A 26,888-nucleotide genomic window follows, 5' to 3' on the forward strand; every position below is an offset into this window, starting at 1 on the left:
AGGAGGCCCTGAGCCGTGTCGCTGTTCTGGCGGATCTTCCTGCTCAACGCCGTCGTGCTGATGGTGGCGACGATGCTGCTGCTGGGGCCGGTCACGGTCTCCTCCCCCGTCCTGCCGGCCGAGGCGGCGGTGGTCGTGGCGGGCCTGGTCGCGATGCTGGTCGCCAACGCCGTACTGCTCCGGGTCGGGCTGGCGCCGCTGCGCCGGCTGACCCGGGCCATGGCGGCGGCGGACCTGGTGCGGCCGGGGAGCCGGCCGGCGGCCACCGGGCACGGGGAGATCACCGAGCTCATCACGACGTTCAACACCATGCTCGACCGGCTGGAGAGCGAGCAGGCCGCCGGCAGCGCCCGTGTGCTGTCCGGTCAGGAGGCCGAGCGCCAGCGCGTCGCCCAGGAACTCCACGACGAGGTCGGGCAGACGCTCACCGCCGTGCTGCTCCAGCTCAGGCACGTGAGCGAACTGGCGCCCGGCCCGCTGCGCGAGGAGCTGCACCAGGTCCGCGAGACCACCCGCGGAAGCCTGGAGGAGATCCGCCGCATCGCGCGCCGGCTGCGGCCCGGGGTGCTGGAGGAACTCGGGCTGCACAGCGCGCTGCGGGCGCTGACCGCCGAGTTCACCTCCGCGGCGCTGGCGGTGGGGCTCCGTCTCGACCCCGGTCTGCCCGCCCTGGACGAGCAGACCGAGCTGGTCCTGTACCGGGTCGCGCAGGAGGGCCTGACCAACACCGCGCGTCACGCGGGCGCGGGCCGGGTGGACCTCCGCCTGGAACGCACCGACGGCGGTGCGCGCCTGACCGTCCGCGACGACGGCAAGGGCCTGGGCGGGGCCCCGGAGGGCGCCGGGATCCGGGGGATGCGCGAACGCGCCCTGCTGGTCTCGGCGCGGCTCACGCTCGGTCCCGGTCCCGGCGGCGGCACCGAGGTGCGGCTCGACGTCCCCGTGCGCGAGGAGGACCGCTGACCGTGCCCGAGGCGGCGAAGACCCGGATCCTGCTCGCCGACGACCACGCGCTGGTGCGCCGCGGCGTGCGGATGATCCTCGACGACGAACCGGACCTGACCGTCGTGGCGGAGGCCGGGGACGGCGCCGAGGCCATCGAGCAGGCCCGCGCCCACGAACTCGACCTGGCCGTCCTCGACATCGCCATGCCCCGCCTCACCGGCCTCCAGGCGGCCCGCGAACTGTCCCGGCTGCGGCCCGGGCTGCGCATCCTCATGCTGACGATGCACGACAACGAGCAGTTCTTCTTCGAGGCGCTGCGCGCCGGGGCCAGCGGCTACGTCCCGAAGTCCGTCGCCGACCGCGACCTGGTGGAGGCCTGCCGGGCAGCGGTGCGCGACGAGCCGTTCATCTATCCGGGCGCGCTCACCGCGCTGGTGCGCAACCTCCTGGAACGCGCCCGGCAGGGCGAGCCGCTGCCGGCGCGGGCCGTCACCGACCGGGAGGAGGAGATCCTCAAACTGGTCGCCGAGGGCCACACCTCCAAGGAGATCGGGGACATCCTCTTCATCAGCGCCAAGACGGTCGAGCGCCACCGTGCCAACATTCTCCAGAAGCTGGGGCTGCGCGACCGGCTGGAACTCACCCGGTACGCGATCCGGGCCGGGCTGATCGAACCGTGAGCGGAGGAGCGATGGGCGGCTGGGGCAGCGGCAACTTCGACGAGGACACGGCGGCCGACCATCTGTCGCTGGTCACCGGGCGGCTGGTCCGCGAGGTCGAGGACGCCGTGGCCGGCGCCCCGGGGACGCTGGAGCCGGACGAGTACTGGGGCGTGGCCGTGCCCTGCAACGTGGAGCTGCTGCACCTGATCGCCTCCCGGGGCTGGGCGGGCGCGGTCCTCCCCGCCGCGGCGAGGGTCCGGGAGTGGAAGGCCGCCTTCCTCGCCGCCTGGGACGGGGCGATCGACGGCCTCGACCCCTCGCCGGAGTACCGCGCGCAGCGGCGCGGGGTCCTCGTCGCCACCTTCGACGCGCTGGCGGAACTCGCCGAGCGCGGGGCGCGGCCGTGACCGGGCGCGCTCGGTCGCGGGCCGGCGCGCGGAGGGTCGCGTCAGGCGGCCTCCCGCACGGGCGCCGCGGTCCCGCCGTCGCCGGGCGTGCCCGCCGCGGGGCGGTGGGGCAGCGTCACCAGTGCCGTGCCGACGGCGAAGGCCAGTGCCGGCAGGGTGGGGAAACGGCCGTCGGGGGCGAGGCCGTACACCGACCAGTAGGCGAGGGCCGTCACGCAGCAGGCGAGGCCCGCCCACAGGAGGCCGGGGCGGTCGTGGCGGGCGCCGGGCGGCGGGGCCAGGGCGCCGGACAGACGGGCCAGTGCGCGTTCGAGCGGGCGCAGTACGGCCAGCACGCCCGCCAGGAGCACCGCGAGCACCAGCAGCCAGGGCACCCGCAGCGCCCACCACGCGGCGCTGCCGAAGGGGGCGCCGGGGGCGAGACCGGCCAGGTAGAACACAGCGGCGAGCAGCACGGGCAGCATGTGCCACAGATACAGGGTCATGCTCGCGCCGCCCAGGAAGGCGACGGCCCGCCCCACGCGTACGCCCCGCAGGGCCCGGCGGGCGGCGGGCGCCGCCAGCAGGCATCCGCCGGCCTGGGCCACCACCCAGGCCAGCATGGCCGGCGACGGGGGGTCGGTGTTGCCGACGGTCTCCCCGGTGACCCTGATCAGGCTCACCGGATACGGCCCGAGGGTGATCAGCGCCGTGAAGGCCAGCGCACCGCCGACCGCCATCGCGGCGGCGAGCGGGCGCGTCAACTGCCCGTCGCGCCAGCAGAACCCGAGCTGGTAGGCCACGCCCCAGACCAGCACGTAGTCGACCGGACCGAGGGAGGCGGGGGCGCCCGCCGTTACCAGCGTGCCCGCCGCCACCGCGACCGCGCCCATCGCCGCCGGGACCCGCAGCCCCCAGCGCCGGTGTGCCGCGTGCAGCACCGGGGTGAGGGCGCTGAGCAGCAGATAGACCGGAAGGAACCAGAACTGCATGGCCATCGCCCATCCCGCGAGCCGGAGCGTGCTCCGGTCCACTCCGGCCGCCGAGCAGATCCCGACGGCGAGCAGCACCAGCCCGCAGTAGGCGGCCGCGGGCAGCAGCAGACGCAGGGCCCGTCGCGCCAGCCAGGGCGCCGCCGTGCCACCGGCCGCCCGGGTGCGGGCCCAGGAGCCGCCCGCGGCATGGCCGCCGGCGAGGAAGAACAGCGGCATGATCTGGAAGCCCAGGGTCAGCCACTGCGTCCAGGGGATCTCCGCGAGGAGCTCGGGAGCCGCGATCACGCCGCCGGGCTCGCGGACGAGGGCGGTGATCAGCCAGTGGCCGAGCACGACCATGCAGATCGCCAGGGCGCGCAGGAAGTCGACGTACCGGTCTCGCTCCATGCCGCGTCATGCTGCCCGACCCCGGCGCGCCGCGCCGCGATTGGCGCCGGCCGCAATCGATTCGTGGCCGCGGCGCAACCTGACCGGGGTAAATCGCTTGCAGGGCCCACGCGTCGGGGCAAGGCTGGCCGGCCGGTCGCGAGGAGAGGAAGGCGCGGATGACGGGCGAGGAGCAACAGGACGTGTCCCTTTGGCGGTTGGCGGATCTGGTGACGCCGATGGCGCTGCGCACCGCGGCAACGCTCGGGCTGGCGGACCATCTGATGGAGGGGCCCCGTACCGCCACCGAGCTGGCGCAGGACACCGGGGCGGAGTCGGGCGCGCTGGACCGCCTGCTGCGGCACCTCACCGGTGTCGGGGTGGTCGCCCGGGACGGCGGCGGGCGGTACGCGCTGACGGCGCGGGGCGAGGAACTGAGGTCGGGCCATCCGGGCGGGCTGCGGGAGTGGCTGGACACCGAGGGCGGCCTCGGCCGGGCCGAGCTGGCCTTCGTGCAGCTGCCGCACAGCGTCCGCACGGGCACGGCCGCCTTCCCGCGCCAGTACGGCCGCGGGTTCTGGGAGGACCTGGCGGCCGACGAGGAGCGGACCCGCTCGTACGACCGGGCGATGGGGGCCGACGTCGCAGGGTGGGCGACCGCGCTGGTCCCGGCGTACGACTGGGGCGCGCTCGGGCACGTGGTCGACGTGGGCGGCGGCGACGGGACACTGCTGGCGGCGCTGCTCACCGCCTTCCCCGGGCTGCGCGGCACGGTGCTGGACCAGCCCGCCACGGCCGGCGCGGCCCGCGCGACGCTGGCCGCGGCCGGGCTCGACGGGCGCGGTGACGCGGTCGGGGGCAGCTTCTTCGACGCGCTGCCCAAGGGGGCCGGCGGCTACCTGCTCTGCGCGATCCTGCACGACTGGGACGACGACGCGGCGCGGACCGTCCTGCGCCGTTGCGCCGAGGCCGCGGGGGAGCACGGCCGGGTGCTCGTCGTGGAGAAGGTGGGCGCCGACCGGGAGTCGACCGTGGCCGCCATGGACCTGCGCATGCTGGTGTACTTCGGCGGCCGGGAGCGCGGAGTGGCCGCGCTGACCGCGCTCGGCGCGGACGCCGGGCTGCAGGTGGCCTCGGTGCGCACGGCGGGGGACATCGGGATCGTGGAGTTCACGGCCGCCTGACCGCGCCGCGTGCCCCCTTCACCGCAGCGTCGGTACGGCACCGCCCTCCGCCCGGGTCACCTCGACCCCGGGAAGGCCGCGGCTCCACGCACCCGTGATCCGGGCGAGGCCGGCCGCGTCCGGCGGGGTGGGGCCGAGGCCGATGGCGTAGTGGGCGGAACGGGTGCTGGTACGGAAGGGACGGGGCCAGGCGTGGACGCCGCCGGTGCCGGCGTCCTCCAGCGCGGTGAGAAGTGCGCGGACCCGGCCCCGGACCCGGCCGAGGGTGGCCTCGAACTCCGCCTCCGTGGCCGCGTGGACGGCCAGTACCGCCCAGGCCGCGTGGCGGCGGTGGAGCGGGGGCGGGGCGGCGAGGGCCGGCCGGGGATCGGCGCCCTCTCCGGCCGCGGACTCCAGCAGTTCCCAGGCGCGGTAGAGCTCCTGGACGAGCAGGTCGCGTCCGTCCGGGCCGACCTGCGCGCTGCACGGGCGGAAGGGCTCGGTGGGGGTCGCGATGGAGACCGCCGGGCCCGGCTGCCCGGCGGCACCCACCGGTCGACGCCAGTCCCAGGCCGCCCAGGTGGCGAAGAAGTGCCGCAGCAGTTCGGCGCCGGCCAGGCCGGGGGTGTCGTGGACGGTGCGGGCGGCGAGCAGCGCCCAGGCCAGTCCGGGCAGGCCGCCGAAGGGGGCGGAGTCCAGGCCGCGTGCCCGGGCCCACGCCTTCACCTCCCGGGCCAGGCCCGCGAAGCGGTCGTGGTCACCGGCGAGTTGGAGGACCGCGTCGGCGTCGCTGACGGCGCTCAGCGCGACGGCGGCGGCCTCGCCGAGTCCGGCGCGGCGGGCCACGGCCTCGACGGGGTCGAGGCGGCCGGTGGCGACGACCACCAGGTCGACGTCGAGCGCGCCGACACGGAAGCGCAGTCCCGGTACGCGGGCTCCGGCCACCTCCCGTACGCGGGTGGCCTCCGGCAGCGCGGCCGTCACCCTGGCCGTGACCGCGCCCATGTCGGCGGGGCCCGGGAGCGCCGCGACGAGGTCGAGGTCGGCGCCGGGCAGCGCGCAGCCCATGCGGCGGGAGCCGGCGAGGTGGACCACGCCGTCGCCCAGGGCGCCGGCGACGCGCCGCGCGGTGTCCTCGGCGTGCGGGAGGTCGTCCTCGCTCGTGACGGGGTCCGCCTCGGCGGCGTCGGGCACCCAGCGCAGCTCCCCCGTGCCGAGTGCGACCGTGGCCCGGACCCGCATCGGTTCGTCCCCCCGCCGGGAGAGCAGGGCGAGTGCGCCGACCTGTGCCGTGCTCCCGCGCAGCCGGGCCGCGCAGTCGGCGGCCACCCGCAGCGGGTCCCGGGTGCGGCCGAGCGACAGGTGCGGGGTGAAGCCCTCGGCGCGTCCCCGGCAGCGGGGGAAGCGGCGCGCGAGGGCGTGCCGGAGGGCCGCCCAGGAGGTGCCGCCGTCGGCCGCCGGGTCGAGCCAGACGGTGGCGTCCTCGCGGTGCCCGAAGGTGTGCACCCCGTCGAGGCGGGCGGTGAAGGGCGGGACGCCGGCGGCGGCCTCGGACAGCAGGGGTGCGGCGCGCTCGAAGGCGGACTCCGGCACGAAGCCGAAGAGCAGGTTGACGTGCGGCGGCCAGCGGTGGATCTGCGGATCGTGGTCGCGGCGGACCGCCTGGACGGCGGGCCACAGCTCGTCCGGTGGCAGCCACGCCACGGCGGTGCGGGCGGTGGGCGGCAGGTCCAGGACGTCTTCGGCCTCGTCCTGCGCGCCCGTCGTGAGGGCGAGGGTGGCCTCCACGCCGTAGTGGTCGGAGATGTACAGGCCGTCCTCGGCCGGGGTGTCGCCGCGCAGCCGGGCACCCGTGACGCGGGGTCCGCCGCCGCGCAGCAGGACGCGGTCGAGCCGGGAGGCGCGGCCGCTGAGCGAGGAGACCGCCGCCAGCGGATTGACCGCCGGGTCGAAGCTGGGGGTGCGGTCGTGCGGCCCGTGCGCCTCGGTCCACGCGTCGTGCAGGCCGAGGGCGCGCGCCGGCGCGTCGCCGCCGTCGTTGAAGTCGCCGAGCAGCAGCAGACCGCCCTCGACACCCGCGAGTCCCTCGGCGAGCCGGGCGAGTTCGGCCCGCCTGCGGGCCGGGCCGTCGTCGGAGTGGTCGCTGCTGAGGTGGGTGGCGGCGACCACCAGCGGTCCGGCGGACGTCTCGACGGTGATCGCGGCGACGGCCTTGTGCGGGCCGAGGGCGTGCTGGGCGGCCTCCCGTACGGGCAGCCGGCTGAGCAGCAGGACCCCGGTGTCGTCGGTGTCGCGTCCGGCCGGGTCGGTGCCCAGGGTGTAGCGCGAGCGCACCCAGCCGGCCCGCAGCAGCATGTCGAGCAGCGCGGGCTCGACCTCCTGCAGGGCGATGACGTCGGCGTCCGTCTCCTCCAGTGCGCGCAGCAGCAGGGGGCGGCGGCGGGCGGTGCCGATCCGGTGGCCGTCGTACCGGTCCCACAAGGTGTTCCAGGTCAGGACGCGCAGTCGGCCGCCGTCCGCCGGTCCCGTCCGGACGGCGGCCGGCCGCTCGACCGGTCGCCAGGTCTGCCCGTCCTCGTCCCAGGCGTGCGGGACACGGGCGGCGAAGAACGGCGGGCGCAGCAGGCGGGGGTCGCGGATCCGCCCTGCGCCGGTGGCGTCGATGCGGTCGGTGCCGGTGGCCCGGTCCCAGACGAGTTCTCCGTCCGCCTCGACGAACAGCACGCGGTGCCAGGGGATGTCGCCGCCCGGCACGAAGGCGGGCAGCGGGATCCGCTTGGGCGCGGCGTTGCGCTGGTGCACGCCGATCACGAAGCGCGCCGGGTCGAACCGGGCGTCCCAGCGGACCCGGTGGTAGATCTCCTCGCTGGTGCGCATGTCACGCCTCCTGTCCGGTCGCGGTGCCGCCGAGCGAGCCGTCGGTGTCGCCGACGGCGCCGTCCGCGCCGACGTACCAGGTGCGGTGGGCCTCGCCGGGGTACGGCGGGGCGAACCGGCGGGCCTGCGCGGTCAGTACGGCCGGCGGCACCGGGTGGGCGCGCCGGGCGTTGCGCCGGGCCAGCTCCTCCTCGCCGGCCAGGTTCACCACGTGCGTGACCAGGGCGTCGCGGCGGCGGGCCACCGCGTGTACCAGGGAGCGCTGGTGCGGGGTGAGGGACGTCGCGTCCCACACCACCGTCGCACGCCCGGCCAGAGCGCTGTCGAGCCGGCGCAGTCCCTCGCGCAGGACGTCGGCGTTGGCGCGCTGGTCGGCGCGGGAACCGCGAGCGAGGCGCAGGTCGTCGAGGGCGATGCGGACGACGCCGGCGGGCAGGGTGCCGGCGAAGGTGCTCTTGCCGCTGCCCGCGGGTCCCGTCAGGTGGATCAGGCGGGGGAACTCCCCGGTACGCCACCGCCAGGTCGCGGCCACGGCCTCCTGCGCGCCGCCGATCCGCCCGGCGGCGTACGCCGCGCGGGCCTCGGCCCAGCAGCGGTCCGCGGCCTCGTGGTCGAGGTCCGCGAGGGCCGCGCGCAGTCCGTGGCGCAGCGGGCCGAGCGGGTCGGGGCCGAGCAGGCCCGCCTCCTCGGCGTGCAGAGCCGACCACTCGGTCTGCTCACGGGCCTCGCGGTCGGGCGCCGCCGCGGCCGCCACGGCGTGCAGGACGCCGAGGTCCGCGGCGAGCGCCATGCGGGCGAGACCGGCCGCCCGGTCCTCGTCGGGGTACGGGCGCTGCAGCGCCGGGTGGAGTCCGGCCAGGTCGGCCACGCGCCGGGCCTGCGGCATGCCGAGCGGTCCGGCGAGGCGGGCCGCCAGGCGGGCGCGGGGGATGTCGTGCAGCAGGGCGGCGAGGACCCCGGACAGGCGGGCGTCCCCGGTGCGGCGAAGGCCGTCCAGCCGGGCGGAGACGTCGGCGGCGCGGTCGGCGGAGCCGGGGTCGCAGTAGGCGTCGGAGCCGGAGCCGGAGTCGGAGTCGGTGACGGCGAGGCCCACCGCTGAGGCGAGCGCTCCGGCGTCGGGAGCCGCGCCGGAGCGCACCGCCCACAACGGGGCGGCGGGGCCCAGCCCGTTCTCGACGACGGGGGCGTGCATCCAGTGGGTGCCGGTCGTCACATGGCCGGCCCGCACCCACTTGGCGACACGGCGGCCGAACTCCTCGTAGGGGAAGCCCTCGACGGTGCGGACGACGTAGCCCTCCTGGCGTGTGGTGTCCAGGCGCAGGGCGCGCAGCGCGCGTTCGTCGTACGTGCCGCGCCACAGCACGGGCGGCACCGGGATCCCGAGCCCCCGCAGGAAGCGGACCGTGCGGTCCCAGTCCAGGCACCGGTCGCCGTCCCAGACGGAGAAGCCGTGGAACCAGCTGTCCAGGCCCTCGTAGGCGAGGGAGTGCCGGGCGTACAGATTCTCCCCGCACACCCGCAGGCCGGGCGGGAGGAGCGGGCCGATCCGTCCCTGGAGCGCCTTGACCCACGCCCGGGAGGGGTGGTGGGCGGAGTCGAGCGACCGGGCGTGCATCCCGTCCCGGTAGAGGGTGGTGTTCTCGCCGTCGAGCTTCTCGGTGACGACGACCTCGCGGCCCCGCAGCGCGCCGGGGTCCCCGGCGCGTACGTCGTCGGGAGTGGCCCCTGGCGACCAGGGCAGATGCGGTGTGCGTGGATAGTGCGTGCGCATGGTGCCGGAATCCCCCGTGACGTTCTGGTGCGCGCTCACTGTAGAAGCGCGGGAACCAGCGGAGCCATCGCTTAATCGGGGGCGCCCGCGCGGAGCGGGAGGACTCCGGGACGCGACGGTCGATGCGGGCGTGGCGCTTTCGAGTCCCGCGCACGATGTCGCCGCCCCCGCGAGCCGGGAGGGGCCGCAAAATGCGTGGTGGCGACGGAGGGCGGACGCGATGATGGGCGCGTGATGTTCCTGGAGGTCGCCTGCGACGAGTCGGGTTCGGACGGCGAGAACCTGATCAGCGGGAACACGGATGTCTTCGCCCACGCGGGTGTGTGCGTCGCGGGAGACGCCGCCGCCGGGGCGCTGCGGGAGATACGGGAGCGCATCAGGTCTCCCGCGGAGGAGTACAAGGCCAACCACCTGCTGCGGGAGAAGCACCGGGCGGTGCTGGAGTGGCTGCTGGGACCCGCGGGCCCGTTGCACGGTCATGCGTCCGTGCACCTCGTCGACAAGTCGTACTTCGTGCTCCTGGCGGTCCTCGACGTGCTGGACGGCGGCCCTGCCGCGGCGGCCACGGCGGCGGCGCTCTACCGCGAGGGGCGCGGCGCCGTGGAGCCCTCGGGGTGGCGGGCGTTCCTCCGGGCCGGCAACGACCTGGTGCGCCGCAGGAACCACGAGGACGGGGAAGCACCCGTCGACGCCTTCTACCGGGCGCTGGAGGAGTTGCGTCCGGCACCCGGCGGGGACGCGGGTTCGTCCGGGGTCCTCGCGGTGCTGCGGCGGGCGAGGCCCCGGGCGGAGGCGTTCCGGGCGCGGCTCGCGGCCGAGCCAGGGGCGGTGGAACCGCTGGATCCGCTCTTCCCCGCGCTGGAGCGCACGGTCGCGCGCTGGGGTGAGGGCGGGGCGCCGGTGCACATCGTGCACGACCGGCAGAACACGCTCACCGAGGAACGGATCACGCGGCTCGGCGCGTCACTGCCCCCGGGCCGTCGTCTGGCGGGGCTCCGGCTGGCCGAGTCGCGTCATGACGCGCGCATCCAGCTCGCCGACTTCCTCGCCGGGGTGGCGCGGAAGCTGGCTTCGGACGAACTCGCGGGCCGCGGTGACCCGGTGCTGACCGGTCTGCTGCGCCCCTACGTCGATCCGCTCTCGGTGTGGGGCGACGAGCGGAGCTGGTCGCGCCTGGGGCCCGCGCCGTCGGCGACCGGGGTCCGGCCGGCGCCGCCCGAGCCGGCGCCGCTGAGCCTCGTCGCACGGTACGCGGGCGCGGCACCGCTCCCGGCCTCACCGGTGCCCGTGGTGACGTCCTCGGGCGACCGGCCCTCCGCCCGGAGTCGACCGCGCGAAGGCGGGGACCGTTCCGCGCAGCCGGAACCCGACGACGGCCGGGGAGCGGTCGGCTGCAGGACGAACGCGGCCTCGCCGCAGGGCCGGCAGGCGACGACGTAACGGCGCCCCCGCCACCGGAGTTCGCCGACGTTCGCCGAGGTCGTGCGGTCGGCTCCCTCCTCGGGCTGCGCCGTGCGCGTCATCGGCGCGGCGCGGGAGGCGCAGCGCGGTGACCGCCCAGCAGCGTCTCGCCCTTCGCGGGTCCTCGCGCGTGCCGGGATCGTTCTGACAGAGGTGGACCGGGCGCGTCGGGGGCGGTCCCGCCTCGTCGACCAGGTGCGCGGGGAGAGCCTAGGACTTCCGGGGGACGCACCGCAGGGCCAGGGCGGCGGCGGTCAGGTAGGCGAGGGCGCCGGCGGCCATGGACAGGCGCAGGCCCCTGCCCTGGTCGGCGGCGGTGGCCAGGAGGGTGCCGCCGAAGGCCACACCTGCGGCACTGCCGATTTGGCGGGCGGTGTTGAACAGCGCGGAGGCCGTGCCCGAGCAGCCGGGGGGTGCGGCCGCCATCACGGTGGTGGTCGTGCCGGTGAGGGCGAAGGAGGTGCCGAAGCCCGCGGCCATCATGGGGGCGACGAGCAGCGGGTAGGCTGGGTCGGGGCCGGCCGCGGCCCAGCCGGCGAGTCCGAGTGCGCCCAGCAGCATGCCGCTGACGACCAGCGGGCGGTCCCCTGTCCTGCGGGCCAGCCGCCCGGACAGGACGGAGGCGAACATCGTCGTCGCCACGGCCGGGAAGAGGGCGAGGCCGGTGCCCAGCGCGCTGTAGCCGCGCTGGTGCTGGAAGGAGAGGCTGGCGGTGAACACCATGCCGTAGAAGGCGAAGTTGAACAGCAGCCCGGTCAGCGAGCCGCCGCCGACCGCCCGGGAGCGCAGCATGCGGGGCGGGATCGCGGGTGCGCGGGCCAGCCGCTCACGCACCGTGAACGCCGCCGCGGCGAGGAGGGCGAGGCCGGCGCCGGTGAGGACCGCCGGATCGGTCCACCCGCGCCGCCCGGCCTCGTTGAGCACGGCGGTCAGCAGGGCGACCATGGCCACGACGGCGCACTGCGCGGGCCAGTCCAGCGCCCGGTCGGCCCGCCGGGGCGAGGGCGCCACGTGCCGCAGCGTCAGCACCAGGCAGGCGACGCCGACGGGGAGGTTGACCAGGAAGACCCACCGCCAGCCCACCGTGGACACGAGCAGCCCGCCGAGCAGCGGCCCCGCGGAGGCGGCGATGCCGGCCATCGAGCCCCACAGCCCGACGGCCCGCGACCGCGCGGCGGGGAGCGGGTAGGCCTGCTGGAGCAGCGCCAGGGAGCCGGGCACGATGAGTGCGGCGCCGAGTCCCTCGGCCAGCCGAGCGGCGACCAGGGCCGGGGCGTCCCGTGCGAGCGCGCACGCCGCGGAGGACACGGTGAACACGGCCACGCCGGTGCAGAAGACCCGGCGGTTGCCGAGCCGGTCGCCGAGCGCCCCGCCGGTGAGCAGCAGGCCCGCGAACACCATCGTGTACCCGTCGGTGATCCACTGGATCCCGGTGAGGGAGGCCGACAGCTCGCGGCCCACCACGGGCACCGCGACGTTGATGACGGTCACGTCAAGGATGACCATGAAGTAGCCGGCGCACACCGCGAGCAGCGGCGCCCGCGACCACGGCCCGGCACCGGGGCCCGGCACGGCGGCGGACGCGGGCCCGCCACCGCCGGCCGCCTCCGCGAACGGCACGTCCTCGACCTCATCCCGTACACAGGGGCTCAGTACCGGATGTCACAGTAAGGGCTGATACGTCCGTATCGCAGGACCGTACGCCGCGCGCTGCGCGTGGTTCAGCCCGGCTCGTCGGTGCGGCGGCGCAGCAGATAGGTGTCCATGATCCAGCCCTTGCGCTCCCGGGCCTCGGTACGGGCGCGGAGGATGCGTTCGGAGGTCTCGGCGAGCGGTCCGGACAGGAGGATCTCGTCCTCGGTACCGAGGTAGGCGCCGTAGTGGATGTCGAGGCCCTCGGGGTCGATCCCGGCGAAGGCGGCGCGGCCGTCGAGCATCACGACCACGTCGTCGGCGTCCTCGGGAAAGCCCTCGGCGAGGCGGCGTCCGGTGGTGATCTGCAGCGGGCGGCCGACCCGGGTGAGGGTCAGGCGGTGGCGGGCGGCGAGGGCGGCGACGCTGCTGATGCCCGGTACGACCTCGTGGGTGAAGGAGCCGGGCCGGCGGGCGAGCACCTCCTCGACGACGGCGATCACGCTGTCGTACAGGGAGGGGTCGCCCCAGACCAGGAAGGCGCCGGTCTCACCGGGGCCGAGGTGGGCGTCGAGGAGGCCCGCCACCAGGTCGGCGCGGCGGCGGCGCCAGTCCTCGACGGCCTCCGCGTAGCCGGGTGCGCCGCGGTCGCGCTCGGCGTCGGGGACCTCGACGAGGCGGTGGCCGGGGCGGGCGTGCTCGTCGAGCATCCGGCGGCGCAGACGGATCAGGTCCTGGCGCTCCTCCGGTTTGCCGAGGACGAGGAAGACGTCCGTACGGCCGATCGCCTTGACCGCCTGAAGGGTGAGGTGTTCGGGATCGCCCGCGCCGATGCCGATGACGAGGATGTGTCGCATGCGGTGATTGTGCCCTGCGGTGCCTCCGTGACGGCCACCGCGGCACTGTTCCCGGGAGGCCCTGTGAGGTCCCTCACGCTGGATTGGGTGGTTACGGTGCGACTTAGTAGCCGGCTCCCACGCGGCATATAACCTCTATCCGGAACGGAATGGGACATTATTCGCACAGGGGGGCGACGGCCTCCGATCCGTTCGGCGTCACGGGCTGCTTCCGGGGCGGGGACAGCGAACTGAGGGTCCATCAGGTCTTGTCCGGGACAGGGACACGAAGGCGCGGCACGCCCACCCGCCGGGCGCAAGAGCCGTCGCGGCTACGAGTCCGCGTAGTACCGATCTTTCATTGCCCGATGTTCGGGACGGTCCACACAATGGGCGGGCCCGCCAGCCGTCATGGCAGTCAGGCGGGTCGTGAACACGCACACCGAACCTTCGAGTGAGGTCACGCAATGACGAAGCACCGCCGGACGATGCGCTTCCGGAAGACAACGGTCGCAGCCCTCGCCGTCGCCGCCGTGGGTGTGCCCTCGGTGGCCATGGCCTGTGTCGGCGGCCAGCAGGGCCCGCGGCACGACGGGTCCCAGTCCCAGGCGCAGGGCCAGGGCCGCTGGAACCACGGCTCGTGGGGCGGGTCCTGGAACGGATCCGCGAACGGCTCCTCCGACGGGACGTGGACGAAGGGCGGCCAGGGGGGCGGGAAGCCGTCCTGGGCTCCCTCCGCCGCGCCCTCGGCCCCCGCCTCCGCGCCGTCGTCGGCGCCCTCTTCGGCACCGTCCGCCGCGCCGGCCGCGGGTTCGGGCGCCACGCTGACGGGAGCCTCGGCCACCGTGCTCGACCTGGTGAACCAGGAGCGGGCCAAGGCCGGCTGCACGGCCCTGAAGGTCAACGCCAAGCTGAACGAGGCCGCGCAGGACCACAGCAAGGACATGGCCTCGCACCGGAACATGTCGCACACCGGCTCCGACGGTTCGTCACCCGCCGACCGCATCTCCTCGGTGGGCTACGACTGGAGCCGCTACGGCGAGAACGTGGCCTACGGCTACTCCTCCGCCTCCAGTGTGATGAGCGCCTGGATGGCCAGCCCCGGCCACAAGCGGAACATACTGGACTGCTCCTTCAAGGAAATAGGGATCGCGCTGGCGCAGCCCGGCAACTACTGGACGCAGGACTTCGGCGCCGCGCGCTGAAGCAGAACGCCGTGAGGCCCGGCCGCCCCCGTGGCGGCCGGACCTCACGACGTGCGTGCGGTGGGATCAGCGCAGGCCGCGGCCGAGCGCGTTGATCAGCTCACCGTCGGCGGTGTCGCCGCTGAGCTCCCAGAAGAAGGCGCCGCCGAGTCCCTGCGACTTCGCCCAGGCCGCCTTGCCCCGGAGGGTGAGTGGGGTGTCGTAACTCCACCACTCGTCGCCGCAGCGGCCGTACGCGGTGCCGGCGACCACCCGCGTGGCAGGGCAGTGGGTCTTGAGGACCTTGTAGTCCTCGCTGCCCGCCTCCCAGGTGCCGGGGGCGGGGCCGGTGGCGTCGCCGCCGGGCGCCGTCCGCGTCACACCGGTCCAGCCGCGGCCGTAGAAGCCGAGGCCGAGCAGGAGCTTGCGGGCCGGGATGCCGAGGCCACGCAGCTTGTGGACGGTCGCCGCCGCGTTGGCGCCCTTCGCCGGGATGCCGCGGTAGGACGTGAGCGGCGAGTGGGGGGCGGTCGGGCCGGTGGCGGACCAGGTGCCGAAGTAGTCGTAGGTCATGGGGTTGTACCAGTCGACGTACTTCGCCGCGCCCGCGTAGTCGGCGGCGTCGATCTTGCCGCCGTCCGAGGCGTCGGCCGTGATGGCGGCGGTGACCAGGTTCTTCTTGCCGAAGCGGTGGCGAACGGCGGCCATCAGGTCCTTGTACGCGCTCGGGCCGCTGGTGTCGCACGACATGCCGCAGGCGTTGGGGTACTCCCAGTCGAGGTCGATGCCGTCGAAGACGTCGGCCCAGCGCGGGTCCTCGACCACGTCGTAGCAGGAGTCGGCGAAGGCCTTCGGGTCGGCCGCGGCCTCGGTGAAGCCGGGCGACCAGGTCCAGCCGCCGAAGCTCCAGAGGATCTTGAGGTGCGGGTACTTCTTCTTCAGCTTGCGCAGCTGGTTGAAGTTGCCGTGCAGCGCGCCTTCCTCGGTGCCGTCGGCGACGCTGTCGACGCTGCCAGCCGCGTCGTAGGGCCTCTGGTAGTCCGCCCAGGGGTCGCCGACGGCGCACTTTCCGTCCGTCACGTTGCCGAAGGCGTAGTTGATGTGGGTGAGCCGGGAGGCGGCGCCCGAGGTGACGATGTTCTTGACGTGGTAGTCGCGGGCGTAGACGCCCCAGTCGATGAAGTAGCCGACGACTTTCGGCGAGGCTCCCGCGGTGTGCGGGGCGTGGTGGCCGTGGGACGCCGCCGCGGGGGCCGGCTGCGCCACGGCGGGGCCGGTGACCAGGCTCGCGGTGAGCAGCGCGGTGCCGGCGGCGACGAGGCCGACCATGGCTCTGCGGAACCGTGATCCCTGCTGTCTGGGCATGGAGTCACCTCTGGTGAGGAAGCGGTCGTGAGCGCGCGTGGGTGCGGGGACACCCTAGAAGGACTAGACCAATGAGGTCAATGGTCTGCACCAATCCGGAAGTCCCCGCTGCTCACGTGCCGGTGACCTCCCGTCAGAGCGGCTGCAGCGTCCACGACCAGCGATGGGTGCCCGGGCCCACCCGGTACGCCGGAAGGGTGTCGGGGCCGCAGGAGGCGGTACCGACCCCGCGGTGGGCGGCGTCCAGGTGGACCACGCACGTGGCACGCGGCACGAGTTCGTCGTGGTGGGCGGCGGCCGTGAGCTCCGCGGCGCGGTGGCGGGTGACGCTCACCTGGCGCGGTACGTCCAGGTGGACGGCGATCCCCGGCGCGGCCCCGGTGAGGGTGAAGCGCCGCACGTCGTGCCGTCCGCCGCTCTCCTGCGGCCTCAGGTACGGCGTGAACAGCGCGTCCACGTCCGCCCGGTGGAGCCCCACCGTCGCGCCCGCGCACCGGTCGGGGTACGTCTCGCCGGGGCCCCGCCCGAACCATTCCAGGGTGTCGAGCCCCGCCACGGTCTCGAAGACGGTGCCGACCCGCGGCAGGTCGGTCAGCGCCTCCGGCAGCACCGCGGTCTCGTCGACGAGCAGGCCCCCGTCCGCCAGCGGCGTGATGACCTGCTCGTGGCCGACGGTGCCCGCGCCGTCCGTCGCGTACGCCGAGCGCACCACCACGCTCGCGCCCTCCCGGCCGACCGACACCAGGGTGCGTTCCAGCGCGTGCAGACCCCAGGCGCGCCAGCGAGCGGCGATGCCGCCCCACTCGTCGTTGTCGGTGGGGGCCCGCCACAGCGTCAGCACGGGCGGGGCGGTGAGCAGCGGATGCCTGAGCAGTCCGGCGTCGTCGAGTCGCACCGCCCCCGCCCCGTCCGCGGCGAGCACGGCGCCCGCCCGGGTGAGCAGGTCCCGGTGGTCCTCGGCGAGCACCACCTGCGGGGCGCACACCAGCGTGCCGCGCGGCGCCCACGGCAGGTCCCGCGCCGTCGTGACGCGCAGCGTCAGGTGCGAGTCGCCGTGCGGCAGCAGGCTGGTGGGCAGCGGCACCACCGCGCTCTCCCCCGGCGCGAGGTCCGGCAGCCGCGCGGGGGCGGTACCGCGGTCGCCGATGTGCCACCGCGCGCTCAGCCACGCCAGAGAGGCGAAGTGCTGCCGGTTGGCGATCCGCGCCTCGCGGCGGTCGGGGGTGAGCTCCAGCCGCAGCGGGGCGGCGATCTCACGGTGCTCGGCCATCGCGGGCTTGGGCGTCCGGTCGGGCAGGACCAGGCCGTCGGCGCAGAAGGCGCCGTCGTGCGGGGTGTCGCCGAAGTCCCCGCCGTACGCCCAGCGGTAGCCGGGGGCCGTCACCCCGTCGGCGTACGCGTCGGCGGGGGCGCCGGGACCGGCCGGGCGGCCGGCCCCGTCCCCGGTGAGCCGCTGGAGGATGCCGTGGTCCCGGAACTCCCAGACGAAGCCGCCCTGCAGACCGGGGGTGGACTCGATGGCCCGCCAGTAGTCGGCCAGGGAGCCGTTGCTGTTGCCCATGGCGTGCGAGTACTCGCACAGGATCAGGGGCTTGGAGTGCGGACCGGCCGTGATCTCCTCGATGGAGGCGTACATCGGGCAGATGATGTCGCTCGCGGACTGCGGCTCCTCCCAGGCGTCCTTGATCGCGCCCTCGTACTGCACGGGACGGGTGGGGTCGGTGCGCCGCAGCCAGCCCGCGGCGGCGTCGTGGTTGGCGCCGTGGTCGCTCTCGTTGCCCAGCGACCAGACGACGACACTGGGGTGGTTGCGGTCGCGCAGCACCATCCGGGCCACGCGGTCGGTGAACGCCCCCAGGTAGCGGGGGTCGTCGGCCAGCTCGTGGGCGTGGTCGTGGGTCTCGATGTCGGCCTCGTCCACGACGTACAGGCCGAGTTCGTCGGCGAGGCGGAGCAGCGCGGGGTCGGGCGGGTAGTGCGCGGTGCGCACGGCGTTGAAGCCGTGCCGCTTGAGCAGGCACAGGTCGGCCCGCATCTCATCGGCGTCGACCACGCGCCCGGTCAGCGGGTGGAAGTCGTGCCGGTTGACCCCGCGGAAGTAGACCCGGACGCCGTTGACCAGCAGGTCGGCCCCGGAGATCTCCACGCGGCGGAACCCGACGCGGTGGCACGACTCGTCGGCCACGCTGCCGTCCGCACGGTGCAACCGCACGGTCAGGTCGTACAGATGCGGCGTCTCGGCGCTCCACGGCCGCACACCGGGCACGGTTGCCCGGATACGGGCCTCTCCCAGGAAGTCCGAGACGCGCTCGCTCGCGACGTTCGCTCGCGCGAAGGCCTCGTCGGCGGGGAGCCGCAGGATGCCGTCCGGGGTGCGGAGCAGCCCCGACACGCTCCATCCCGCCGGGAGCGCGCCCGCCCCGCCGCGGACCGTGACCGCGACGTCGAGGCTGCCGCCGGGCACGGCCGTGATCCCCACGTCCGCCAGGTGGAGCGGGTCGGTGGCGTAGAGGTGGACGGAGCGGGTGATGCCGCCGTGCCACCACTGGTCCTGATCCTCCAGGAAGGTCGCGTCGGACCACTTGACGACCGTCAGCCGCACGGTGTTGCGCTCCCCCGGGCGCACCGCGTGCGTGACGTCGAACTCCGAGGCGAGGTGGGAGTCCTTGCCCACCCCGACGGCGGTGCCGTTGACGTGCGCGATCAGCACGCTCTCGGCGGCCCCGACGTGGAGCACGACCCGCCGCCCCGCCCAGTCGGCGGGTATCACGGCCACCCGCTCGTACACCCCGGTCGGGTTGCGCCCCGCCGGCGGTGAGGGCGGCAGGTCGGGGAAGGGCATCGTCACGTTGGTGTAGTGCGGCAGGTCGCGCACGCCGTGGACGTCCTCGAAGTCCTGGACGGTCCAGCAGCCGGGCACGTCCGTCTCCGCCCAGCGGTCGGCGAGCGGGGTGCGCGGGGTGGGCAGCAGCTGGAAGCGCCAGCGCCCGTCCAGCGGTACGCGCGGCGTGTCGGGACGGACGACGGCGTGCATGGGCAGCCGGCGCCAGCCGGTCAGCTCGGGGGCGTCCCACGGGTCGATCGGAACGGCGGGCTCTGCGCTTGCGGGGCGGCGGTCCTGCATGGGGGTTCCCTCCCGGGAGCGGTCGGTTCGCGGTGGGGCGCGGTGACGGCGGGCCGCGTGGCGACGAGGTCCGGGGCGGCGTCGCCCGGGTGGCCCGGCGGCCGCGGGCCGGGGCCCGCGGTGCGGCGCGAACGGCGCCGGGGAGGACGAGTTGCGACGGCACGGGGCGGCGGCCGGGCGGCGCGCCGTCGGGGGCGGGCGTGGTGCGCACGCCCCCGACGGCCGGAACGGTCGGGCGGGGGGAGGCCGGACCGTTCCGGGCGGTGGGGCGGTTACGCGCGCGGTGTGAGACGCAGGGTGAGGATCTGGAAAGGCCGCAGGGACACCCGGACGCCTCCGTCGGGCCCGAGCTGCGCGCTCTCCCCCTCCAGCGGGCGTTCCAGCAGGTCGGTCACCCGCACCCGCTCCACCGGGAACGAGGCGCGCAGGGTGGTCTCGGCGCGCCCGCCCAGCGATTCGTACAGCCGCACGACCACGTCGCCGGACCGGTCGTCGGCGAGCTTGACCGCCTCGATCGCGGCCCGCGTGCCGTCCAGGGTCACCAGGGGCGCGACCGGCCCGGTGCCCGCCGTCCCGGCGGTGACACGCAACGGCAGGTTGAGCTCGTAGCCGCCCGCCACGGCGTCCTCCACGGCCGCGCCGGGCAGCAGCGCGTACGTCATCCGGTGCGTGCCCTGGTCGGCGTGCGGGTCGGGCACGCGGGGCGCCCGCACGAGGCTGAGCCGCAGCGTCGTGGTGGTGCCGCCGTCCTCGCGGGAGGCGCGGGTGACGTCGTGGCCGTAGGTGGAGTCGTTGAGCACGGCCACGCCGTACCCGGGCTCCGCTACGTGCACCCACCGGTGGCAGAAGACCTCGAAACGGGCCGCGTCCCAGCTGGTGTTGGTGTGCGTGGGCCGGAAGACGTGCCCGAACTGGATCTCCGCGGCGCTCCGGTCGGCGTGCACGTCCAGCGGGAAGGCCGCCTTGAGGATCTTCTCGCTCTCGTGCCAGTCGATCTCCGTCTCGAAGTCGATCCGCGGGCTGCCCGCGCGCAGCCGTACGGTCTGCGCGAGGCGGGAGCCCCCGAAGGACCTCTCGACGCGGATGGCGCCGACCAGCGGGCCCTCCTCCACGACGGTGATCGCGTCCGCGGACGTCAGGTCGGTGTACTGCCGCCGGTAGTGCCGGTCGATGTCCCAGGCGTCCCACTGGTTGGGCAGGTCGGTGTGGAGCCGCAGCAGGTTGCCGCGCTCGCCGGGGGCCAGCACCTCTCGGCCCGCGGTCAGGTCGAACACCGAGGTGAGCAGGCCGTCGTCGTCGAGTTCGACGCGGACCAGCCCGTTGTCCAGGACACGGCCGGTGACGGTCACCTTGCCGCCCGGCTCGGCCGCCACGACCGGCCCCGCCCCGGAGGCGGGCAGCTCGGCGAAGACCGCCACCCGGCCGTCGGCGAGCGGCTGGCCCTCGGCCCCGTCCGGCGCCGCCGGTACGGCGACGACCTCCGCCCGGGGCCGGGGTGAGGTGTTGAACACCCACGGCGCCGACGGCCCGGTGCCGGGGTCGCCGGCCACCACCGCTGCGGCGGTCGCGGTGATCGCCTCCAGCTCCTCCTTCAGGCCGGCGTAGGTCGCCTCGGCCTCGCGGTGCACCCAGGCGATGGAGGAGCCGGGCAGGATGTCGTGGAACTGGTGGAGCAGGACCGTCTTCCACAGCCGGTCGAGGTCCTCGTACGGGTACGCGTACGAGGGGTCGCGCAGCGCGGCCGTGGCCGCCCACAACTCGGCCTCGCGCAGCAGGTGCTCGCCCCGCCGGTTGCCGGACTTGGTGCGGGCCTGGCTGGTGTAGGTGGCGCGGTGCAGCTCCAGGTAGAGCTCGCCGGACCACACCGGGGCGTCCTCGTACTCCGCCCGGGCCTCGCGGAAGAAGGTGTCCGGGTCCTGGACGACGACCTTGGCCGAGCCCTCCAGGTCGCGCAGGCGCCGGGCCTTCTCCAGCATCTCGCGGGTGGGGCCGCCCCCGCCGTCGCCGTGCCCGAAGGGGACCAGGGAGCGCGTGCCGCCGCCCTTGTCGGCGTAGTTGCGCACGGCGTGGGCCATCTCCTCGCCGGAGAACACCGCGTTGTAGGTGTCGACGGGCGGGAAGTGCGTGAAGATGCGGGTGCCGTCGATGCCCTCCCACCAGAAGGTGTGGTGCGGCATCTTGTTCGTCTGGTTCCACGAGATCTTCTGCGTGAGGAACCACTCCATCCCGGCCAGCCGGGCGATCTGCGGGTACGCGCCGGTGTAGCCGAAGGAGTCGGGCAGCCACACCCCCCGGCACTCGACGCCGAACTCCTCGGCGAAGAAGCGCTTGCCGTGGATCAGCTGGCGGGCCATCGCCTCGCCGCCCGGCAGGTTGCCGTCGGCCTCCACCCACATGCCGCCGACCGGCACCCAGTTGCCGGCCTTCGCCGCCTCCTGCATGCGCCGGTACACCTCCGGGTCGCGCTCCTTGACCCAGGCGTACTGCTGGGCCTGGGAGCAGGCGAAGACCAGCTCCGGGTAGTCGGCGGCGAGCGCGGTGACGTTGGAGAAGGTGCGGGCGGTCTTGCGCTTGGTCTCGCGCAGCGGCCACAGCCACGCGCTGTCGATGTGGGCGTGGCCGACCGCGGACAGCGTGTGGGCGCTGGCGTGGGCGGGCCGGGACAGCACCCCGGCGAGTTCGGCGCGGGCCGCGGCGGCGGTGCCGGCGACGTCCGCGATGTCAAGGGCGTCGAGCATCCGCTCCAGGGCGCGCAGCAGTTCGTGGCGGCGCGGCTCGGCCGTGGACAGCTCACGCATCAGCTCGCCCGCGACCTCGATGTCGAGGACGAGGTGCCACACGTCCTCGTCGAGGACGGCGAGGTCCGCGCGGGCCATCGTGTACAGCGGTTCCGCGGGCGCGGTGAGCCGGTCGCCGAGCGGGGTCGGTAGGAAGCCCTTCGCCAGGATGTCGGGGTTGGCGGCGGCCTCCAGCAGCAGTTCCACCGGCTCGCCGCCGGCCGCGGGGTTCGCGACGGGCACGTACTGGTTGCGCGGTTCGATGCCCTTGACCGGGGTGCCGGAGGCGTCGTGCACCAGGGCCTCGGCCTGGCCGCCGGGCCAGTCGCCGATGAAGCCGAGGTCGAAGACGGCCTCGACGCGCCGGCCGGCCCACTGCTCGGGGACGGTGCCCAGGGCGCGTATCCAGCTGGTCGACCAGGGGGTGCCCCAGCGGTCGCCGACCGCGAAGGGCTCGTACCCGGCGGCCAACGCCTCGGCCACGGGTACGGGTTCGCCGTCCACGTGCCACGCGGTGAGCGTCAGCGGCACCGACGCGGCGTACACCGCCGGGCGGATGCGCTGTTCGAGGACGCGGTCGAGGCGCGCCTCGACCTGCTTGCGGTCGTCGTGCATGGGTGCTGGTCCCCTCAGTCCCGGAGGTAGGCGAGTTCGGGTACGTGCTTGCGGTAGCCGTCGAGCAGACGCCGGCCGACGGCGACGGAGTCGACGAGCGGGTGCAGCGCGAAGGCCCGCAGGGCGGCGGCGCGCTCGCCGGTGGTGGCGGCCAGGATGACGTCGCGCTCGACGGCCTTGACGGAGCTGACCAGGCCCACGGCGTGGCCGGGCAGCGGATCGCCGACGATCGGGCGGGCGCCGTTGGCGTCCACGTGGCAGGGCACCTCCACGACGGCCTCGGCGTCGAGCGGCTCCAGGGCGCGGCGGTTGCGGACGTTGAGGATCAGCGTGGTGCGCTCGTCGAGGGCGATGGCCCGCATCAGGGCGAGGGCGACCTTCTCGTAGCCGCCGGACTCCAGGTCGCACGAGTCGCGTTCGCCGGCTCCCGCGGCCTCGCGCACGTCGGCGCCGTAGGTCGTCTCGCGTTCCAGGCGGGTGGCGTCCCAGGCCGCGAAGGGCTCGGTGCCCGGGGCGCGCATCGTCTCGTAGAAGCGCTGCTGCTGCTCCAGGAGGAAGGCGCCCCGGGTGTGCTCGGCGTCGCGCGCGGCGGCCACGGTCTCGCGGTTGGAGTAGTAGTAGTTCAGGTACTCGTTGGGGACCGAGCCCAGGGTGCGCAGCCATTCGGCGCCGAAGAGCTTGCCCTCCTCGAAGGAGGTGAGCGCCGTCTCGTCGGCCAGCAGGCGCGGGAGCAGGTCGACCCCGTCCACGCGCACCGCGCGCAGCCAGCCGAGGTGGTTCAGGCCCGCGTAGTCGAACCAGGCGCGGTCCGGGTCGACCCCCAGGGCGCGCGCCACCCTCCTGCCGAGGCCGACGGGCGAGTCGCAGATGCCGATGACGCGGTCGCCGAGGTGGTGGGACATGGCCTCGGTGACCATCCCGGCGGGGTTGGTGAAGTTGATGACCCAGGCGTCGGGGGCGAGCCGCGCGATGCGGCGGGCGATGTCGACGGCGACGGGGATGGTGCGCAGCCCGTAGGCGATGCCGCCGGGGCCGACCGTCTCCTGGCCGAGGACACCCTCGTCGAGGGCGACGCGCTCGTCGACGACGCGTCCGGCGAGGCCGCCGACGCGGATCGCGGAGAAGACGAAGTCGGCGCCGGTGACCGCCTCGTCGAGGTCGGTGGTGACGGTGATCCCTGGCGCGTCGGGGTACCCCTGCGCCTGCTGCCGCAGCACCCGGACGATGGCGTCCAGGCGTGCGGGGTCGAGGTCGTGCAGGGTCACGTGGGTGACCCGGCCCTCCGCGCGGTCCTCCAGCAGGGCGCGGTGGACCAGCGGGACGCGGAACCCGCCACCGCCGAGAATCGTGAGCTTCATCGCAAACTCCTTGCGTGGGAGCCCCCGGCTGTAACCGGGCTTGGAAACGCATCCATGAATCGGAGTCGCGAAATGGCGGAGCGCACTACTGCGATCGCGCAACAAATCGCATGCGTTCTAGCTGAATTGATGGAATACGTCGCGTGACGCAGGTCAAACGGGCCTTCAAATACCGCTTCTACCCCACGGACGAGCAGGCTGCAGAGCTGTCCCGCACGTTCGGCTGCGTCCGCCTCGTGTACAACAAAGCACTGGAGGAACGTACCGCCGCTTGGAACAGCGAACGGCTCCGCATGTCGTACGGCCAGTCCTCGACCCGCCTGACGGAGTGGAAGAAGACCGAGGAATTCGCCTTCCTGTGCGAAGTCTCCTCCGTCCCCCTCCAGCAGACACTGCGTCATCTGCAGACCGCGTTCACGAACTTCTTCGCCGGGCGGGCGCGGTACCCGCGCCTCAAAACGCGGAAGCGGTCGCGCGCCACGGCGGAGTACACCCGCAGCGCGTTCACGTGGCGCAAAGGTCATCTGACGCTGGCCAAGATGACGACACCACTTGACATTCGCTGGTCCCGCCCCCTGCCTGCGGGGGCAGAGCCGACGACGGTGACGGTGTCCCGCGACCGTGCGGGACGATGGTTCGTGTCCATGCTGTGCGAAGACGCGATTGCCCCGGGACCCGACACTGATCTCTCGGTCGGCGTCGACATGGGAATCACCTCCCTCGTCGCCCTCTCCACGGGAGAGAAGATCCCCAATCCCCGACACGAGCGCCGGGACCGAGCCCGCCTCGCGAGGGCCCAACGAGAGCTCGCCCGCAAGGCCAGAAGTTCCCGCAATCACGACAAGTGCCGACGCAAGGTGGCCAGGATCCATGCACGGATCACCGATCGCAGGCGCGACTTTCTCCCCAAGCTCACCACTCGACTCGTCCGCGAGAACCAAACGGTCGTGATCGAGGACCTGACCGTCCGCAACATGCTGAAGAACGGCACGCTCGCGCGCGCCATCTCCGACGCTTCGTGGGCGGAACTGCGCTCCATGCTGGAGTACAAGTGCGCCTGGTACGGGCGTGACCTCATCGTCGTCGACCGCTGGTTCCCCAGCAGCAGGATGTGTTCCGCATGCGGAGCCCTGAGGGCGAAGATCCCGCCGCACGTCCGGACCTGGACGTGCGGGTGCGGCGCGACGCATGACCGCGATGTGAACGCTGCAAGGAACGTCCTGGCCGCCGGACTGGCGGTAGCTGCCTGTGGAGCAGACGTAAGACCTCAACGGGACTCCTCCTGGACGGGGCAGTCGGCGACGAAGCAGGAAACCCAACGGGCGACCGCTGGAATCCACTGCCTGTAGGCGGTCGGACAAGTCAAACTTCGACCACCTCCACCCCCGCCTCGCGCAGCGAGGTCCGGGTCGTCGTGTCCGCCGGGGCGTTGGTCACCACGACGTCGATGTCCTCGGGCCCGCACACGCGGGCCATGCCGGTGCCGGGGAACTTCCCGGCGTCCGCCGCGAGCACCACCTGGTCGCTCGCCGCGATCATGGCCCGTTTGACGGGCACCTCCACGGCGGTCGTGTCCAGTATCTGCCCGTTGGGGCGGATGCCGCTGGTGCCCAGGACCAGCCGGTCGGCGCGGATCTGGCGCAGGTTGTCCTCGGTGAGGAAGCCGACCAGGGATCGGTACTCTCGGCGCACGACCCCGCCGAGCAGCACCAGCTGGACGTCCTTCTCGTCCTGCAGCTCCTCGTAGACCGCGAGGTTGCTGGTGATCACCGTGAGCGAGCGGCCGCGCAGGTGCCGGGCGACCCGCAGGGCGGTGGTCCCGATGTCCAGCAGCACGGTCTCGCCGTCCTTGATGATCTCGGCGCAGCGGACGGCGATGGCGTCCTTGGCCTCGACGCGGACGGCGGCGACGTCCGGGAACGGATCGTCCTCGCCGGTCAGCGGGACCGCGCCGCCGTAGACCCGCTTCAGCAGGCCCTCGTCCTCGAGCTGGATGAGGTCGCGGCGGATCGTGGCCTGGCTGGCGCCGATCCGCTCGGCCAGCACGGTCACCGAGGTGGGGCCGTCCGACCGCAGTGCGCGGAGGATCAGCTCATGTCGTCGGTCGGGGAGCATGGCACGAACCCTACCCGGGCTCTCTGCAAAGTCAATCAAAGTCGAGCAGGTTTGTGATTGACCCTTGTCAAACCACTGCACAGCATGCAAGCTCTTGCGTACTTCAGGCCGGGGCGTCCCCCCGTCCGGGCCTGGACCGGGGGGACACGAAGCACCGGGCGCCCCGCGCCGGTGCCCCTGGAGAGGTAGGTCGCAATGCCGCGGTCGGTACAGGCCGGCAGCACCCGGGAGGAGGCAGCCGATGTCTTCCTGTCAGGTCTGCTCTTCTTCGACCTGGGTTTCACCGGGCTCCCCTCGGCTCCCACGCCGGGCGCCGAGGTGTGGACCAAGGGCATGGGCACGTCGCCCGGCGGGATCGCCAACTTCGCGGTCGCGCTGCGCAGGCTGGGACTGCGCACGTCGCTGTCCGCGGCGTTCGGCGAGGACCTGCTCGGCACGCATCTGTGGCACGAGCTGGCCGTCACCGAGGGCGTCGACCTCTCCCGCTCCCGCCGCTTCGCCGGGTGGCCGACCCCGGTGACCGTCTCGCTCGCGTACGACGGCGACCGGGCGCTGGTCACCCACGGCCAGGAGCCCCCGCTGGGCCCGGACGCCATGATCGGCGAACCGCCGCCCAGCCGGGCCGCGATCGCCCACATCGGGGCCGAGCCGCTGGAGTGGGTGGGGCGCGCGCACTCCGCGGGCACCCTGGTCTTCGCCGACGTCGGCTGGGACCCCTCGGAGCGCTGGAGCCCGGCGGTGCTGGAACAGCTGGCCCTGTGCCACGCCTTCATGCCCAACGCCGAGGAGGCGATGGCCTACACCCGCACCGGCACCCCGCGGGCGGCGCTGTCCCGGCTGGCCGACCTGGTGCCGCTCGCCGTGGTCACCGACGGCGCCGGGGGGGCGCTGGCGGTGGACTCCACGACGGGCGAGAGCGCGTCGGTGGCCGGCCTCCCGGTGGACGCCGTCGACACCACCGGCGCCGGCGACGTCTTCGGGGCCGGGCTCGTCGCCGCCACCCTGGCCGGCCGGCCGCTCGCCGACCGGCTGCGCTTCGCCAACCTCGTCGCCGCGCTGTCCGTGCGGCGGATCGGGGGCGCCGCCGCCGCACCGGACCTGGCCGCCGTCGACCGCTGGTGGCGGTCCGTGCGCGACTCCCCCGGCAACGACGACCTGCGCTCCGCGTACGCCTTCCTCGACCACGCCGTGCCGGCCGCCGCGACGACCGCCGCCGGCCCGCACCCCGCCGATCAGCCCGAGCAGTAGGAGAACCC

Annotated in this window: 18 protein-coding genes; 8 read left to right on the plus strand and 10 right to left on the minus strand. The window is 74.5% G+C overall.

Annotated elements, in window-relative coordinates; translation table 11 throughout:
- Positions 1-15: 15 nt before the first annotated feature.
- From PV342_RS23885 to PV342_RS23895, 3 genes are read left to right on the plus strand one after another with little or no spacing between them, the layout of a single operon-like run.
- Positions 16-963: a sensor histidine kinase gene (locus PV342_RS23885; RefSeq protein ID WP_500318641.1), complete on the plus strand. Its 948-nt coding sequence runs from the start codon at positions 16-18 to the stop codon at positions 961-963.
- A 2-nt stretch (positions 964-965) separates the two neighbouring features.
- The gene (locus PV342_RS23890; protein ID WP_361011760.1) at positions 966-1,625 is read left to right on the plus strand and encodes a response regulator; all 660 of its coding nucleotides are present in this window, start codon (positions 966-968) and stop codon (positions 1,623-1,625) included.
- A complete protein-coding gene (locus tag PV342_RS23895) occupies positions 1,622-2,014 on the plus strand; it encodes a DUF4259 domain-containing protein (protein WP_400807641.1) in 393 nt (130 codons plus the stop codon). Before PV342_RS23890 ends, PV342_RS23895 begins: the two co-directional genes overlap by 4 nt.
- A 41-nt stretch (positions 2,015-2,055) precedes the next feature.
- Here PV342_RS23895 and PV342_RS23900 read toward each other — a convergent pair whose 3' ends face one another.
- Entirely contained in the window at positions 2,056-3,375 is a 1,320-nt protein-coding gene (locus PV342_RS23900; protein ID WP_500318642.1) for an acyltransferase family protein, read from the minus strand.
- Positions 3,376-3,533: 158 nt separating this feature from the next.
- Between PV342_RS23900 and PV342_RS23905 the strand changes: the two genes are divergently transcribed.
- Complete coding sequence (locus PV342_RS23905; RefSeq protein ID WP_500318643.1) at positions 3,534-4,538, plus strand: methyltransferase; 1,005 nt, start codon at positions 3,534-3,536, stop codon at positions 4,536-4,538.
- 18 nt (positions 4,539-4,556) lie between these two features.
- Here the strand turns inward: PV342_RS23905 and PV342_RS23910 are convergent, their stop codons facing one another.
- Positions 4,557-7,394 (minus strand): poly(A) polymerase, encoded by a 2,838-nt coding sequence (locus tag PV342_RS23910; RefSeq protein ID WP_500318644.1) that lies wholly within the window; start codon positions 7,392-7,394, stop codon positions 4,557-4,559.
- A 1-nt stretch (position 7,395) separates the two neighbouring features.
- A complete protein-coding gene (locus tag PV342_RS23915) occupies positions 7,396-9,165 on the minus strand; it encodes an RNA ligase family protein (RefSeq protein ID WP_500318645.1) in 1,770 nt (589 codons plus the stop codon).
- Between the two features lie 234 nt (positions 9,166-9,399).
- On the opposite strand from PV342_RS23915, the gene PV342_RS23920 reads away from it, so the two are divergent.
- On the plus strand, positions 9,400-10,605 hold the full coding sequence (locus tag PV342_RS23920) for a hypothetical protein (RefSeq protein ID WP_500318675.1): 1,206 nt from the start codon (positions 9,400-9,402) through the stop codon (positions 10,603-10,605).
- 231 nt (positions 10,606-10,836) lie between these two features.
- Here PV342_RS23920 and PV342_RS23925 read toward each other — a convergent pair whose 3' ends face one another.
- Together PV342_RS23925 and cobF are read right to left on the minus strand one after the other, a co-directional pair.
- On the minus strand, positions 10,837-12,246 hold the full coding sequence (locus tag PV342_RS23925; protein WP_500318646.1) for an MFS transporter: 1,410 nt from the start codon (positions 12,244-12,246) through the stop codon (positions 10,837-10,839).
- A gap of 101 nt (positions 12,247-12,347) precedes the next feature.
- Positions 12,348-13,115: a precorrin-6A synthase (deacetylating) gene (gene cobF / locus PV342_RS23930; RefSeq protein ID WP_018558612.1), complete on the minus strand. Its 768-nt coding sequence runs from the start codon at positions 13,113-13,115 to the stop codon at positions 12,348-12,350.
- Between the two features lie 446 nt (positions 13,116-13,561).
- Between cobF and PV342_RS23935 the strand changes: the two genes are divergently transcribed.
- A complete protein-coding gene (locus tag PV342_RS23935; RefSeq protein ID WP_396347150.1) occupies positions 13,562-14,299 on the plus strand; it encodes a CAP domain-containing protein in 738 nt (245 codons plus the stop codon).
- A gap of 66 nt (positions 14,300-14,365) precedes the next feature.
- On the opposite strand, the gene PV342_RS23940 is transcribed toward PV342_RS23935, so the two are convergent.
- The 4 genes from PV342_RS23940 to PV342_RS23955 all read right to left on the minus strand — a co-directional run bounded on the left by PV342_RS23940 (position 14,366) and on the right by PV342_RS23955 (position 23,517).
- Positions 14,366-15,643, minus strand: a complete 1,278-nt coding sequence (locus PV342_RS23940; protein WP_500318647.1) for a glycoside hydrolase family 18 protein — start codon at positions 15,641-15,643, stop codon at positions 14,366-14,368.
- Between the two features lie 133 nt (positions 15,644-15,776).
- A complete protein-coding gene (locus PV342_RS23945; protein WP_500318648.1) occupies positions 15,777-18,767 on the minus strand; it encodes a glycoside hydrolase family 2 TIM barrel-domain containing protein in 2,991 nt (996 codons plus the stop codon).
- Between the two features lie 272 nt (positions 18,768-19,039).
- Positions 19,040-22,159 (minus strand): alpha-mannosidase, encoded by a 3,120-nt coding sequence (locus PV342_RS23950; protein ID WP_400807658.1) that lies wholly within the window; start codon positions 22,157-22,159, stop codon positions 19,040-19,042.
- Positions 22,160-22,173: 14 nt separating this feature from the next.
- A complete protein-coding gene (locus PV342_RS23955; RefSeq protein WP_406262629.1) occupies positions 22,174-23,517 on the minus strand; it encodes a 6-phospho-beta-glucosidase in 1,344 nt (447 codons plus the stop codon).
- A 143-nt stretch (positions 23,518-23,660) separates the two neighbouring features.
- Here PV342_RS23955 and PV342_RS23960 point away from each other — a divergent pair, with 143 nt between their 5' ends.
- Positions 23,661-24,866, plus strand: a complete 1,206-nt coding sequence (locus PV342_RS23960) for an RNA-guided endonuclease InsQ/TnpB family protein (RefSeq protein ID WP_500318649.1) — start codon at positions 23,661-23,663, stop codon at positions 24,864-24,866.
- Between the two features lie 13 nt (positions 24,867-24,879).
- Here PV342_RS23960 and PV342_RS23965 read toward each other — a convergent pair whose 3' ends face one another.
- Positions 24,880-25,632 (minus strand): DeoR/GlpR family DNA-binding transcription regulator, encoded by a 753-nt coding sequence (locus tag PV342_RS23965; protein ID WP_400807666.1) that lies wholly within the window; start codon positions 25,630-25,632, stop codon positions 24,880-24,882.
- Between the two features lie 195 nt (positions 25,633-25,827).
- Here PV342_RS23965 and PV342_RS23970 point away from each other — a divergent pair, with 195 nt between their 5' ends.
- Entirely contained in the window at positions 25,828-26,880 is a 1,053-nt protein-coding gene (locus PV342_RS23970) for a carbohydrate kinase family protein (protein ID WP_500318650.1), read from the plus strand.
- Positions 26,881-26,888 lie beyond the last annotated feature (8 nt).

Source organism: Streptomyces sp. PA03-3a (genome assembly GCF_033792735.1).
Taxonomy (GTDB): domain Bacteria; phylum Actinomycetota; class Actinomycetes; order Streptomycetales; family Streptomycetaceae; genus Actinacidiphila.